The sequence below is a fragment of the Cellulophaga baltica 18 genome, assembly GCF_000468615.2.
Lineage (GTDB): Bacteria > Bacteroidota > Bacteroidia > Flavobacteriales > Flavobacteriaceae > Cellulophaga > Cellulophaga baltica.
Genome location: NZ_CP009976.1, coordinates 4,369,590 through 4,386,194 on the forward strand (window position 1 = coordinate 4,369,590; position 16,605 = coordinate 4,386,194).

Annotated in this window: 7 protein-coding genes; 6 read left to right on the forward strand and 1 reads right to left on the reverse strand. The window is 35.7% G+C overall.

What is annotated here, in order from left to right:
• Window positions 1-111: 111 nt before the first annotated feature.
• Window positions 112-795, forward strand: coding sequence for a phosphocholine cytidylyltransferase family protein (locus tag M666_RS18910; protein WP_173399761.1), 684 nt, complete (start codon window positions 112-114; stop codon window positions 793-795).
• Window positions 795-2,621: a CDP-glycerol glycerophosphotransferase family protein gene (locus M666_RS20880; protein WP_029445602.1), complete on the forward strand. Its 1,827-nt coding sequence runs from the start codon at window positions 795-797 to the stop codon at window positions 2,619-2,621. The genes M666_RS18910 and M666_RS20880 overlap by 1 nt, the downstream gene beginning before the upstream one ends.
• Here M666_RS20880 and M666_RS18920 read toward each other — a convergent pair.
• Window positions 2,618-3,388 carry a glycosyltransferase family 2 protein gene (locus tag M666_RS18920; protein WP_029445601.1) on the reverse strand — a complete coding sequence of 257 codons (771 nt, stop codon included), beginning with the start codon at window positions 3,386-3,388 and terminating at the stop codon, window positions 2,618-2,620. The genes M666_RS20880 and M666_RS18920 overlap by 4 nt on opposite strands.
• A 172-nt stretch (window positions 3,389-3,560) precedes the next feature.
• Here M666_RS18920 and M666_RS18925 point away from each other — a divergent pair, with 172 nt between their 5' ends.
• The 4 genes from M666_RS18925 (at window position 3,561) to M666_RS18940 (ending at window position 16,237) form a co-directional block, all read left to right on the forward strand.
• Window positions 3,561-4,121 carry an L-threonylcarbamoyladenylate synthase gene (locus M666_RS18925; RefSeq protein ID WP_024479678.1) on the forward strand — a complete coding sequence of 187 codons (561 nt, stop codon included), beginning with the start codon at window positions 3,561-3,563 and terminating at the stop codon, window positions 4,119-4,121.
• 1 nt (window position 4,122) lies between these two features.
• A complete protein-coding gene (locus M666_RS18930; protein WP_029445600.1) occupies window positions 4,123-5,544 on the forward strand; it encodes a CCA tRNA nucleotidyltransferase in 1,422 nt (473 codons plus the stop codon).
• An 884-nt stretch (window positions 5,545-6,428) separates the two neighbouring features.
• Window positions 6,429-15,281, forward strand: coding sequence for a T9SS type B sorting domain-containing protein (locus M666_RS18935; protein WP_082007934.1), 8,853 nt, complete (start codon window positions 6,429-6,431; stop codon window positions 15,279-15,281).
• 23 nt (window positions 15,282-15,304) lie between these two features.
• Window positions 15,305-16,237 (forward strand): PorP/SprF family type IX secretion system membrane protein, encoded by a 933-nt coding sequence (locus M666_RS18940; protein ID WP_029448278.1) that lies wholly within the window; start codon window positions 15,305-15,307, stop codon window positions 16,235-16,237.
• The last annotated feature ends 368 nt before the right edge of the window (window positions 16,238-16,605 follow it).

Sequence of the window (16,605 nt, forward strand, 5' to 3'; positions counted from 1 at the left end):
ACATAAATACCTTAAAATATTATTTATACAGGCCATTTTTTTTTAGGTTTGCCAACCTATAAAAACGATTGTTCTTGTAACTATTTTACAAGTTTAAAATATACTTTGATTATGAAAATAGTGATACTAGCTGCCGGAATGGGGTCAAGATTGGGAAATCCGTTTCCTAAACCTTTAACGCCTTTGGTGAATGGAAAAAGTATCATGCAAATGCAGGTAGATAATATAAATTCTTACTACTCTGTAGAAGACATTAATGTAGTAGTAGGTTTTAAAAAAGACTTAATCATGGAACGTTTTCCAGAGGTAAGCTATATCTACAATCCTCTTTTTGATACTACAAATACCTCTAAAAGCTTATTAAGAGCGTTAAGAAAATTTAAGGATAAATCTGTTCTTTGGATGAACGGCGATGTTGTTTTCGACGAAAAATTATTTGACGTCTTAAATCCATTTATCAAAAAGAAACAGTCTTTTGTTGCTGTAAACACCAGTAAAGTGGCCGATGAAGAAGTTAAATACACCCTGGAAAATGGATTTATTAAAGAACTATCAAAAACGGTAAAAGGCGGACTAGGAGAAGCGGTTGGTATTAATTATATTGCTTCCAAAGATATTAATAGCTTTATTGCTAGACTAGAAGAATGCGATGCCAATGACTATTTTGAACGCGGCATTGAAATTGCCATTGAAAAAGATGGTCTAGAAGTATGTGCTGTTGATATTTCACAATTCAATTGTATGGAAGTAGATTTTCAAGAAGATTTAGATAACGCCAATAAGCTACTAGAATAATGAAAACTATTCTTTTTTGTCAGAATGCCTATGCTTTTGGGATTTTAGCTCCCATTAGAGATGTATTGCAAAAGGAAAATCATGAGTATATCTGGTTTATAGCACCTAAGTTATTAGATACATTCCCTTTCAAAAAAGAAAACTTTACGACGAGTATTTTAGACCTTCAATTGTTTGAAAGTGATGCTATATTTGCTCCTGGTAATGAAGTCCCTTATTATCTACGAGGCGTGAAAGTGCAAATATTTCATGGCTTGGCAGGTGAAAAAAAGGGCCACTTTAGAATCCGCCATTATTTTGATTTGTACCTTACACAAGGACCCTATTTTACAGAAAAGTTTAATAGATTTAAAGCGCAACATCAAGATTTTGACGTTGTAGAAACGGGCTGGCCTAAATTAGATATTTACCATACAGCTGTTCATGAATATCAGAAAGAAAAAGAGACACTTTTAAAGGACTATCAAACAGGTAAAATTATTTTATATGCCCCTACCTTCTCTCCTAGCCTAACTTCTGCACCTTATTTACTAGAGCAAATTAGAGAATTAGCCATAAGTACAGGCTATCTCCTGCTGCTTAAATTTCATGATTTAATGGATCAAAAATGGGTAGCAGCGTATAAAAAACTATCCAAAGAAGTACCTAATATTCTTTTTAAAGAAGATAAAAATATTACCGAATCGTTATTGCTGGCAGATCTAATGATCAGTGATACTTCTTCTGTTATTTATGAGTTTTTATTGTTAGATAAACCAGTAATTACCTTTAAAAATATCTCTGAAAACATACAGTGGCTAGATATTAAATCTTATGAAGGGTTAGTTGGCAAGGTTAAAGCCACGCTAGAGCATGATACGTATGCTCCTGAAAGAAAAAAGTTGAATGAACAGTACCACCCGTATAAAGATGGAAAATCTGCAGCGCGAATGGTGCAAACTACCCAAGAGTATATTGCAAAAAATGGTGTGCCAAACGAAAGAAAGTTATCGTTTTTAAGAAAGAAAAAAATACATAAAATCTTTGGAACACCAACGAAAGACATATTTACAGGGCCTAAAAAAAATAAAATTTCGGCGCTGGTCATTACCTACAATGAAGAAGACCATATCAATGGTGTTTTAGAGAATTTACAATTTGCAGACGAGATCATAGTTGTAGATTCTTTTAGTACGGATACGACCATTGAAAAGCTAAAAGCATTTAACAACATTCATTTAATTCAAAGACCTTTTGAAGATTTTACAGATCAGAAAGCTTATGCCTTAGCACAAGCTAAACACAATTGGGTTTTATTTATTGATGCTGATGAGCGGCTAACAGATGCCTTGAAAAATGAAGTACTAAAAACTGTAAATTCTGATCAAAAGAAAGCAGCTGCTTATTACTTTTTAAGAATATTTATGTTCGAAAAACAGCGGATGCGTTTTACTGGAACACAATCTGATAAAAACTATAGGCTATTCCAAAAATCTAAAGTAAAATTTGACCTTACTAAAACAGTACACGAAACCCTGTTGGTAGACGGAGAATCTAAAGTGTTAAAAAATAAACTCATCCATTATTCCTACAACAACTACGAGGAGTTCAAAAATAAGCGATTAAAATATACCAGCATGCAAGCCAAAGAATTATTGGCTAAAAACAAAAAACCTACAGCATTTCACTTTATAGTAAAACCAGCATTTCGTTTTTTTAAACACTATGTAATTGGCTTAGGCTTTTTAGACGGAAAGAAGGGAATTGTCTTAAGCTACTTAATGGCTTTGGGAATTTATAATAGGTATAGTGAACTCAAAAGGTTACGAAAAGAGAATCAGCCTTAAAACATCAACTGTTTTTTTACCTGCTTATATTGTTCGTTAGTTTTCATGTATTTAATCCCCATATAATACGCTGCTAAATAAGACCAATAGAATCCTTCTTGACCATTTAAGAAATTAAGCTCCAGGAAGTATTTTTTAAAAAATTCAAATTTTACTTTTATAAAAATATATGCTATTCCATAACGTTTATTTTTAAGGTATTTTCCTTCTGAGAAGATAGAAGCGTAATTCGACAGCTTTTCTATATAATTGTCTAATGAACGCGTCGTAAAATGAAGAAAATCATTTTTCAACTTATCTGACGGTCCTTCTAAAACAACATTTTCATGTACTTTTTTACCGTCAAACTTACCCATATTCTTTTTAAAGAAACGCAAGATATATTCCTTACTCTCAGGACCATATTCAAAAACTTTACCTAAAAAAACGTGCTTCCTTTTTAAATAAAACCCGCTGTTGGTGGTGCCAGAAGTAAGCACTCCTTGTATTTCGGCTATTAATTCATCCGTTAAAATTTCATCAGCATCTATGCTAAGCACCCAATTATGGGTAGTTTGTTCCAAAGCAAATTGCTTTTGGGTGCCAAAACCTTCAAAATCTTTATGAAATAATTTTACCTGATATTTTTTACAAATCTCTATAGTGGCATCTGTGCTTCCTGAGTCTACCACAATAATTTCATCGGCCCAAGAAAGCTTATTCAGACATTTATCTATAATTCGCTCCTCATTGAACGTAATAATAAAAACAGACAATTTCTCCTTCATAGTACACTTTTAAAATAGCTGTAATTGCATTTCTACTACAAATTACATCAAAAAAACATTGCTATAACAGCTTTTAGAGCCCTATTATTATCTCATTTGCACTAAAACATCTCGAAAAAGATTTATTTTAATCGTTATTAAAAGGTTATTTTTGAGCCCTAAAAATTTTATCATGCAGGAAGAAATAAATAAATGTATCGAAATTCTTTCTAATGGAGGGCTAATTCTGTACCCCACAGATACAGTATGGGGTATTGGTTGTGATGCTACTAATGAGGAAGCCGTTGCTAAAATATATGCACTAAAAAAGCGGGCGAACACTAAAACAATGATTTGTTTAGTCGCTAATGATTTTATGTTAGAAAAGCATGTAAGCGCAGTACCAGAGGTAGCTTATGACATCATAGATTTAGCCACAAAACCTACTACCATAGTGTATGACGCTCCTAAAGGAGTTGCTAAAAATTTAGTTGCAGAAGATAACACCTTAGCTATTCGTATCGCTTCAGATAAGTTTTGCCAATACCTGATTAACAAATTTAAAAAACCCATTGTTTCTACCTCGGCAAATATTGCAGGAGAACCAACACCGCAAACTTTTAAAGAAATTAGCGGTGCAATTTTAAAAGGTGTAGACTATGTGGTAAATTTGCACCAAGATAAAAATTCAGAAACACCTTCCTCTATTATTAAACTCGGAAATGATGGAGTTGTAAAAATTATCCGAGAATAGCATGACGCAGACAAATCACGAGCAAGCCCTAACTAATCCAGTATTTAAAGTAATTTCTAATGCAGCAAAAGAGTTAAACCTAGACTGTTATGTTATTGGTGGTTTTGTACGTGACTACCTCCTAGAAAGAGGTACGGCTAAAGATATTGATATCGTTGCCATTGGCAGTGGTATAGCACTTGCCAAAAAAGTAGCTAGTAAGCTAAAAGGAAAACCAGAAGTTTCTGTTTTCAAAAATTTTGGTACGGCCATGATTAAACATGGCGATCTTGAATTAGAATTTGTTGGGGCACGTAAGGAAAGCTACCATGAGGATAGTAGAAAACCGGTCGTAGAAGACGGTACTCTAGAAGACGATCAAAAAAGAAGAGATTTCACTATCAATGCTTTGGCGATTTCTTTGAATGAAGAAAATTACGCTACGCTTCTAGATCCTTTTAAGGGTATTCAAGACTTATCAGATAAAATAATAAGAACACCCCTAGCTCCAGGCATTACCTATTCTGATGATCCATTAAGAATGATGCGCTCCATCCGTTTTGCTACGCAACTAGATTTTAAAATCGAAGAAGCATCCCTAAATGCAATCACAGAACACAAAGACCGTATAAAAATTATTTCAAAAGAACGGATTGTAGATGAGCTACATAAAATTCTAGCGAGTAAAACTCCGTCTTTAGGCTTTTCATTATTACATAAAACAGAATTACTAGGTTATATACTTCCAGAACTTACTGCCTTACAAGGTATTGAAGAGATAGAAGGACAACGCCATAAAGATAATTTTTGGCATACTTTAGAAGTGGTTGATAACATAGCCAAAAACACAGATAACGTATGGCTACGTTGGGCTGCCCTACTCCATGATATTGGAAAAGCTCCTACAAAACGTTTTGATAAAAAAATAGGTTGGACCTTCCATAGCCATGAATTCATAGGCTCCAAGATGGTCTATAAGTTATTTAAAAGGTTACGCATGCCTTTGAATGATAAAATGAAATTTGTTCAAAAAATGGTCTTATTGAGTTCTAGACCTATTATTTTATCGGAAGATTTTGCGACAGACTCTGCTGTACGTAGATTAATTTTTGATGCTGGAGAGAATATTGAGGATTTAATGACCCTATGTGAAGCAGATATCACTACCAAAAATCCTAAAAAGCAAAAGCGCTACCAAAACAACTTCAAACTTGTAAGACAAAAAATTGTTGAAGTAGAAGAACGTGATCATGTACGTAATTTTCAGCCACCAATTAGTGGCGAAGAAATAATGGAGACGTTTAACTTAAAACCATCTAAAGAAATTGGAATTATAAAAGAGGCAATTAAAGAAGCAATTCTTGAAGGCGAAATTCCAAATGAATATGATGCAGCTTATCAATTCATGCTTCAAAAAGGTAGTGAAATTGGTTTAGAAAGCTAATTAATACACTAAATTTGGTTGATTTCTTTTCTTACTAATGGATCTATATTCTTGTTTTTTTTCTAAATTATAGTCTTATGAAAGCTACTTGTACTGTAAATTCGCTTTCACCATGTCACCAATATCTTTCGAATAATTGAAGTGTTAATTTGTACTAAAAAAACATTTATAGGATATTTTAGGAGCATCATACCAGTATTTCAATATTATTTTCTTGTAGCTTAACTTCTGATATGAACATGCAGCTTTCGTTTTTCAGAGATCTGCTATTTTTTATAATTTCCTTTTACTTTCCTGAAAATTATGAAATTTCAGTGTGAAAAATCACTTTCATAATAACATAAAATTTATAAAATCCGTTTGCTTATATTTTCAATCTTAAAATTGAAATGCGCCAATTTGTAACCAATTTATCAATCGGTTTTAGCACTTTAATTTCTACTTATTTATTCAAATTCCTGTAGACCTAACTTACTTTCTTAAAATTAGAATTCTGTTAAACGGTAACTTTATTCCGACTTAACCTTTATTTTATTCGATTAAATACCATTTTATATTTTAACATAGAATTTATTTTCTTATTTTACGTAATCTATTACTTACATGATTTATATAAAAATTCAAACATCAAAAACAATATACCTTACAACTAATTAAGCTATAGTTCACAACAAATAATTAATTAAAAGAATTACAAAAAATATTTTTATCCTAATAAAACAAAACCCAATTAGGAGAAAAGTCGTACGTAATTAAAATTCATCTTACGTTATTGGTATTTGAACGATACATAATGGCTTCTGAAAAGTTTAGGACATTTAGAATTTGAAGATTTCGATAATTTCAATGATAAAAATTAAATATCCTCTATAAAAAACACTTCCATGAAAAAACCACCCATAACGATACACAATAAAAAGATGATGGTTCTTTGTTTATTTATATTATCATTTTTTACGGGATTATCCTCAGAAGCAAATCCAAGTATAGATAAAGATAGTATCGCGAATTCATCGCTGCCTCATTTAAGTATGCTTTTTGCGGATCCTATTTTAGATTTAAATAGTACTACAGTTGGTTTAGATAATGATTTACAGTTTAAACCCACTACAGGTTCAATCACTGCTATATTCAAAAATCCTACACTTTCTTCTGACAACAATACAATATTGAGTGCCACCATAGACTTCTCAGGAACTGTTGATGGTACTGAATTGATGTATATAACAAGTCTAGGAGATTTATATTATTTTACCGCTCCTACAGCTTCTAAAAATTATAACGTGGGTAGCTCTATAATCACACTAGTACAGAACCTAAACAGTTTTACAATTACTGAAGCATCAGGAAACCCTATCCCAAATGCTGACTTTATTACTTTTTTTAATACAATAACCTACGGAAACCTAACAAATACACCTACTGATGGTAACAGAATTGCAACAGTAACCGTTACAGATGCAAATTTGGCAAGTGCTTCTGCGCAAAGTATTATAAGAGTCTATACCACTCCCCCAAATGCTGTAGATGATTCTAATAGCATAGCGGCAAACACCACAGGTACAGTCACTGGAAATGTATTAACAAATGATACAGGAAATATACTAACAGTTTCAGAAGTAGATGTATACCCTACTCAAGTTTCTAATTCATATACTACTTTGTATGGTTCCATAGTTATGCAATCAAATGGTAATTATACCTACAATGTAGATGAGACAAGTTCATCTATTACAGGCCTTAAAAACGGGGAATCGTTGATTGATATTGTTTCTTACACCGCTAGAGATAACTTAGGAATAATTGATTATGGAACTTTATCTATTACTATTAATGGTGTTGATGAAGCCCCGGTAGCTTTAGATAATACCGATGAAATTATAGTTGTCACAGAAACCAATGTTTCTGGAAATATCATTACAGATGTCGGAGTAGATGGCGCTGACTCCGTAGATAGAGGTTTATCAACCTTAGTATGGGAAACAGAATTTAGCGATCCAGGGGGCTTCTTTGTAGATTATTCTGCACCAATAAACGGAACATCAAGGACTATTGATGGCGTACTACTTAATTTTAGCTCTACAGATGCCGGAGGAATAGGAATCGCAAACCAAAATCAAGTAGTAAACCAAACAAACACCAATGGTGGCCACACGGGTTATTTAGGATATGCTATTGATGCCTCAACCAATAATTCTGATTTTACAGAGTTGACGATTACATTTGACCAACCGGTATATAACTTGGGTTTCTTATTAGTAGATATAGATTTTTCCCAAGGGACAAGCTGGCAAGATCAAATTCAAATAAATGGCTCCTTAAACGGTACTGCTTCTAATTTTAAATTTGTGACAACTGGCGGTGTGGTTGATGCCGGAAACAATACATTTTATGGTATAGGAAGTGCTATTCCTAGTGATGCCACAGGAAATATCAACGTGTTTTTTGAACAACCTATAAATGAATTAAAACTAAGCTATAGTTATGGTCCAGATGCAACCGATGCAGATCAAGGAGGTCAAATAGCAGGTGTCTCTGACATCTATTGGCAAGGTGGTACAGGTAATATAGTAATATCAGAAATTGAAGGCAATGCTACTAATGTAGGTGTTACATACACTGGCACATACGGGTCTATTATTGTAAATAGTGATGGTAGTTATACCTATACTCCAAATACAAGTAATCCTGCTGTTGCCGGTTTGCTAACAGGAGATACACTAACTGAAACTTTTTTATATAGACTATCAGATGGAACAAGTTCTGATACGGCAGATTTAATAATTACATTAAAAGGTTCTAAAGAATTACCTACAATTAATATTGACACTCCTGTTGAAAAAGATGGTATTGTAAATGCGGATGAAGATAATGATGTTACGGTTTCTGGAACTACAACAGATGTAGAAGATAACCAAATAGTTACTATTACTTTTGATGATGGAGTTAATCCTATTGTAACAACAACTGCAACTGTAATTGGTGGTATATGGACAGCTACAGACGCAGACATTTCAGGTCTAAACAGTGGGACTATTACTATCACCGCAAACGTAGAAGATGTTGTAGCAAACCCTGCTTCAGATACAGAAAGTATCATTTTAGACAATGTTAACTCTAATGACTTAGATGATGATAATGACGGTATACTAGATATCGAAGAACTTAATTGTTCTCCAGGTTTTATAGATTTAGGTCAAACTTTTTCTACCACAAACGATCCCGGAACAATAAATAGTGTGTACCCTTATGATGATGTTAGTGCTAATTTTAGTTTTGATCTTCTAGGTACAGCAACATGGGCATCTGGAGTAAGTAACCAAAGTAACGGCTCTATATCGGGCGATTATATTAATGTACAACCACAAAATACAAATTTTGAAAATGGTGATGTTGCTGTATATACAATTGACTTTACTAATGGCCCCGTATATAATGTACAATTTAAATGGGGAGGTTTAGATAATTCTGACAGAGCAGATTTTAAAGCATTAAACTCAGGTACAAACAGCAGTGTTATACTTTCAAACCCCGATGCTAACATAACAATCACTGGTCAGTCAGCTTTCAGTACTGCTTCAGGTAGTAATGCTCCTAACAACAGCATTATTGTTTCAATACCAGGTCCCGTAACACAAATAACAATAATAGCGGGTAAAGAAAGTCCTTCAAACCCAGGAAACGTTACAATGCAATTGTACGAACTACAATATTGCACAGATAAAGATACTGATAATGACAATGTCCCAGATCATTTAGACTTAGACTCTGACAATGACGGTATTTATGATGCTGTAGAAGCGGGTCATAATGCTCTTCATTCTAACGGAGAGGTTACAGGTGCTGTCGGTACAGATGGTATTCCAGACGCTGTACAAGGAGCTGGTAATGAGGATGCTGGTACAGTAAATTATACCATTTCAGATTCAGAAACAACTCCAGATGGTATACCTAACTATTTAGATTTAGATAGTGATGGAGATGGCTTACCTGATAATGTAGAAGCACAAACCACTGCAGGATATATTTCTCCAAATGCAGACAATGCAACAACTTACACAACAAACAATGGTGTTAATAGTGCTTATTTAGGAGGTATAACACCTGAAAATACAGATGGTACAGATACCCCTGATTATATTGACTTAGATAGTGACAATGAAGGTGGTAATGATACTTCTGAAGCCGGACTAACATTAGCAAATAATGATGCGGACAATGATGGTTTAGATGATAATATTGATGCCACAACTGGTTATTCGGACCCTAATGGTATTATTAATGCACCTATATCTTTACCTAACACTCAAAATCCTGATACACCAGAAGTAGATTATAGGGATGATACAATATATGATCCTTGTGGAACCGTTGACACTGATGGCGATGGTGTGTTTGACAATTGCGATTTAGACGCTGATAATGATGGTATTTTAGATGCTGTTGAATGTGATGTAGTTGAATATAATGATTCATTCGAAATTCCAAATCTTGTTAGTGATACTGCTAACCCACCAAGTAAATCTGACGGTGATTTAGACGGAGAAATAGATATTTTTATAAACCAAACTTCAATCGAAGGTTGGTCTGTAACAAATGGAGGAACTTTTGATGTTATTTATGATCTATTTAATTCAAGTAAAGGATTTCAACATATTGATCTTTACGGCTCCCCGAGCCCTGCCAATATTCAAAAAACATATACAGGTTTCACCCCTGGCAGTACTGTAGATTTCTCCTTAGACTTTAGTTCTGCTGAAGCTGCTTTTGAAGCGAGTGTTTATGTTAATTACGGATCAGGAAGAGTGTTACTTACTGTTCTAAAACCTTCAAGCGTAGCTACTGTAAATGGAGCGTCAGGAGCAGGAAATAGAATTTCAACTGTTATATGGAATACATATGCACTAGAATTAAACCCTACTGGTACATCTATAACAATTGATATTGAATCATCTGGTTTATTAGGCACAGGAAGTACAGGCGTACTGATAGATAATATTCAATTGTCTCAACAATGCGGTGATTTTGACAATGATAATATTCCTAACAATCTTGATTTAGATAGTGACAATGATGGAATTCCAGATAATATAGAAGCACAAACCACTGCAGGATATATATCTCCAAATGCAGACAATACTGCAACTTACACAACAAACAGTGGTGTTAATAGTGCTTATTTAGGAGGTATAACTCCTGAAAATACAGATGGTACAGATACCCCTGATTATATTGACTTAAATAGTGACAATGAAGGTGGCAATGATACTTCCGAGGCCGGATTAACATTAGCTAACAATGATTCTGATTTAGATGGCTTAGATGACAACACAGATGCAACTACCGGCTATTCTGATCCTAATGGTACCATTGACAATCCAACTACGTTACCTAATAATCAAAATACATCAACTCCCGAAGTAGATTATAGAGATAGTATTTTAGATGCAACTCCTCCTACTGCCCCTACATTGATAATTACCGAAGACACAAATAACGATGAGTTTATCTCTCTAAGTGAACTGTCTGATGATATAGGTGTAGAAATAACTTTACCTGCAGATGCTGTTGCCGGAGATATTGTTTCTGTTACTGATGGAAATGGTTTTACTGAAACTGTTACCTTATCTGCAACAGATATCTCTAACGGAACTGTAAATGTGGAGTTTGCAAGTCCTGGTGATGGAGGTACAATACTAGCTACTGCTTTTATTACCGATGTTGCTGGAAATGTAGGCGCTAACAGCGCTACTGACACCGCTGTTATTGACATTACAACACCTACTATTGATATTACCACACCTATTGAAGGTGATGGTATTGTAAATGCTTCGGAAGATGGGGATGTGACTATATCTGGAACAACAACAGATGTAGAAGATGGACAAACAGTAACCGTAACTTTTAATGACGGTACTAATCCTGTTGTTACCACTACCGCTACCGTAACTGGAAATGCGTGGACAGCAACAGATGCAGACATCTCTGGATTGGATAATGGAAACATTACCGTAACTGCAGATGTAACCGATGTCGCTCTTAATCCTGCTACAGATACAGAAACAATTGTTTTAGATAATACGCTGCCTACCATTGATATTACTACACCTATTGAAGGTGATGGTATTGTAAATGCTTCGGAAGATGGAGATGTGACTATCTCTGGAACAACAACAGATGTAGAAGATGGACAAACAGTAACCCTAACTTTTAATGACGGTACTAATCCTGTTGTTACCACTACCGCTACCGTAACTGGAAATGCGTGGACAGCAACAGATGCAGACATCTCTGGATTGGATAATGGAAACATTACCGTAACTGCAGATGTAACCGATGTCGCTCTTAATCCTGCTACAGATACAGAAACAATTGTTTTAGATAATACGCTGCCTACCATTGATATTACTACACCTATTGAAGGTGATGGTATTGTAAATGCTTCGGAAGATGGAGATGTGACTATCTCTGGAACAACAACAGATGTAGAAGATGGACAAACAGTAACCCTAACTTTTAATGACGGTACTAATCCTGTTGTTACCACTACCGCTACCGTAACTGGAAATGCGTGGACAGCAACAGATGCAGACATCTCTGGATTGGATAATGGAAACATTACCGTAACTGCAGATGTAACCGATGTCGCTCTTAATCCTGCTACCGATACAGAAACAATTGTTTTAGATAATACGCTGCCTACCATTGATATTACTACACCTATTGAAGGTGATGGTATTGTAAATGCTTCGGAAGATGGGGATGTGACTATATCTGGAACAACAACAGATGTAGAAGATGGACAAACAGTAACCGTAACTTTTAATGACGGTACTAATCCTGTTGTTACCACTACCGCTACCGTAACTGGAAATGCGTGGACAGCAACAGATGCAGACATCTCTGGATTGGATAATGGAAACATTACCGTAACTGCAGATGTAACCGATGTCGCTCTTAATCCTGCTACAGATACAGAAACAATTGTTTTAGATAATACGCTGCCTACCATTGATATTACTACACCTATTGAAGGTGATGGTATTGTAAATGCTTCGGAAGATGGAGATGTGACTATTTCTGGAACAACAACAGATGTAGAAGACGGACAAACAGTAACCGTAACTTTTAATGATGGTACTAATCCTGTTGTTACCACTACCGCTACCGTAACTGGAAATGCGTGGACAGCAACAGATGCAGACATCTCTGGATTGGATAATGGAAACATTACCGTAACCGCAGATGTAACCGATGTCGCTCTTAATCCTGCTACCGATAATGAAATTGTAATCTTAGATAATACGCTGCCTACTATTGATATTACTACACCTATTGAAGGTGATGGTATTGTAAATGCTTCGGAAGATGGAGATGTAACTATCTCTGGAACAACAACAGATGTAGAAGACGGACAACTAGTAACCGTAACTTTTAATGACGGTACTAATCCTGTAGTTACCACTACCGCTACCGTAACTGGAAATGCGTGGACAGTAACAGATGCAGATATCTCTGGCCTAGATAATGGAAACATTACCGTAACCGCAGATGTAACCGATGTCGCTCTTAATCCTGCTACCGATACAGAAACAATTGTTTTAGATAATACGCTGCCTACTATTGATATTACCACGCCGATTGAAGGTGATGGTATTGTAAATGCTTCGGAAGATGGGGATGTGACTATATCTGGAACAACAACAGACGTGGAAGACGGACAAACAGTAACCGTAACTTTTAATGACGGTACTAATCCTGTTGTTACCACTACCGCTACCGTAACTGGAAATGCGTGGACAGCAACAGATGCAGATATCTCTGGTCTAGATAATGGAAACATTACCGTAACCGCAGATGTAACCGATGTAGCTCTTAATCCTGCTACCGATAATGAAATTGTAATCTTAGATAATACAACACCTACTATTGATATTACCACGCCAATTGAAGGTGATGGTATTGTAAATGCTTCGGAAGATGGGGATGTGACTATCTCTGGAACAACAACAGATGTAGAAGACGGACAAATAGTAACCGTAACTTTTGATGACGGTACTAATCCTGTAGTTACCACTACCGCTACCGTAACTGGAAATGCGTGGACAGCAACAGATGCAGACATCTCTGGCCTAGATAATGGAAACATTACCGTAACTGCAGATGTAACCGATGTCGCTCTTAATCCTTCTACCGATAATGAAATTGTAATTTTCGATAACCTTACTCCTACGGCACCAACTGTAGTTATTACGGAAGATACCAATAACGACGGATTGATTTCTGAAGACGAATTAGTGGGTGATATTGATGCACGTATCACACTTCCTGCGGATGCCGTGACTGGAGATATCGTTACCATCACTGATGGAAATGGAAACACACAAGATGTAGTGCTTTCTGCTACAGATATTGCTACTGGATTTATTGATGTAATTATCCCTAATCCAGGTGATGCAGGTACCATTGACCTTACTGCTAACATAACAGATGTTGCAGGAAACGTTGGTCCAGATAGCATGACGGATACAGCTACACTTGACCTTTCAGATCCAACAGTAGATAGCTTTAATACCATAGACATTACCCCTATCCTAACAGGTCAAGGAAATGCTAATGAAACTTTGCTTATAGAATTGGATACAGATGGTGATAATATTCCTGATGTTACCTATACTGTAACCACAGACGCTAGTGGTAACTGGAGTTTAGACACGGAAACAGCCGTACCAGATTCTGGTAGCTTCCCTACCTTACTAGATGAAGATGTCATCTCTATTACAGTTACCGATCCTTCAGGAAATACAGGTATAGGTAGCGTAACTATTTCTGTAGATACAGATGGTGATGGAATTAATGATAACGAAGAAACCTCTTTAGGTACAGACCCTAGCAATCCTGATACCGATGGAGATGGTATTTCTGATGGTCAAGAAGTGAATACAGATGCTACAAACCCATTAGATGATTGTAGTTCTGTAAACGGAAGTCCTTTAGGGGATAGCGATTGTGATAACGACGGATTAACAACAGATCAAGAGGTCGCGGCAGGAACAGATCCTGACAATCCTGATTCTGACAACGATGGGTTATCAGACGGTGAAGAAATTGCTTTAGGAACAGATCCTAATAATGCTGATTCCGATGGGGATGGCATCATAGACGGTCAAGAGGTTGTAGACAATACCAATCCTTTAGATGATTGTGATCATAACGGTGGTAGAGCATTACCTGAATCTGATTGTGATGCAGACGGATTGACGACAGCACAAGAAGATGCTATTGGTTCTGACCCTAATAATGCAGATACCGATGGGGATACGATTCCAGATGGTCAAGAAATAACAGACGGTACTGATCCTTTAGATCCTTGTGATGCTATTGGTGGTGTCCCTACCCTAGCTGCTGGTTGTGATGAAGAAGTGGTAAGCTCAGGAATAGCCGTTGCTAATGAAATTTTAACTCCTGATAATGATGGTGTAAATGATTTCTTTAGGATTGAAAACATTGAGTCTTTCCCGAACAACACGGTACAGATTTATAACCGTTGGGGAGTGGTAGTCTATGAAATGGCTGGGTATGATAATCAATCTAACGTATTTAGAGGCGCTTCTAATGGTAGAGTAACCTTTAGCACAGATTCTGAGCTACCTGTAGGTGTTTACTTCTATATAATCAAATACGTAAATGAGGGGAATCACCTAAACAAAGCCGGATATTTATACATCAACCGATAAGCATTAACCATTAAGAATAAAACATGAAAAAATATTTGATCATAGCACTCTTTGTTTTTGCAGGGACCACAACTCTCTCTGCACAACAAGATGCGCAATACACGCAGTACATGTACAATACCATTTCGGTGAATCCTGCCTATGCAGGTTCCCGAGGGGTGCTGAGTATTGCTGCCTTACACCGCTCACAATGGGTAGGATTAGATGGGGCGCCAACCACACAAACCCTAAATCTGCATACCCCGGTGTCTAGAAGAGTGGGTTTAGGACTTTCTATTGTAAATGATGAAATAGGAAATGGTACCAATCAAGATACGTATTTTGATGCCGCATTTTCCTATACCATCCCTACTTCTGAAGAAGGTAAACTTTCGTTTGGATTAAAAGCAGGCGGACATTTCTTGAACATCGATTTCTCTAAACTTAGAAATTATGGCGCCGAAAGTAACTTGCCTAACGTGGATAATAAATTCTCTCCCAATTTTGGAGCAGGCGTTTACTACCATACCGATAAGTTTTACTCCGGACTATCTGTTCCTAACTTTTTACAGACAGAACATTTTGATAGTGCAGGAACCAATAGTTCCTCTTTCTTAGCAGAAGAACGATTAAATATTTACTTCATAACAGGCTATGTTTTTGATTTAAATCCCAACCTAAAATTCAAACCTGCAGGGCTTGTAAAAGCAGTAAAAGGAGCGCCTTTACAAATAGATGTTTCGGCTAACTTCCTTATTAATGATAAATTTTCTGTAGGAGCAGCGTACCGATGGGATGCCGCAGTGAGTTTATTGGCAGGGTTCCAAATCTCAGAACAATTAATGCTAGGATTAGCGTACGATAAAGAAACAACAGACCTAGGAGCTACCCGTTTTAATGATGGGTCTTTTGAAGTCTTTCTTCGCTATGAATTCTTAACACGATACAAAAAAGTAATAACACCACGATTCTTTTAAAATAGTTTCTTTATACTAAAGAAGTATCTGATGCTCAACATCAGAAAATAAAAAGGATAAAGCTGAAGTCGTTCACGAACTTCAGCTTTATCCTTTCTTTTATGTAAAATTCATTCTCTATGAATATTTCCTACATAAAAAATCTCCTTATCCCGAAGGGCAATTTACCACTTGTCGACACTTATCGGTCATTTGACCACACAAAATTGTACATAACACAACAAATTTTAAAAATTCCTTCATAATTAGTCTTACTTTACAAATAATTAACACATAAAAATTTTATAGCATATAAGATTTAATACTTAAATAAGTAAGTTTTATCCTATAAAATTGTATTTTAACATTAAAATACAGCCGTTGAACGA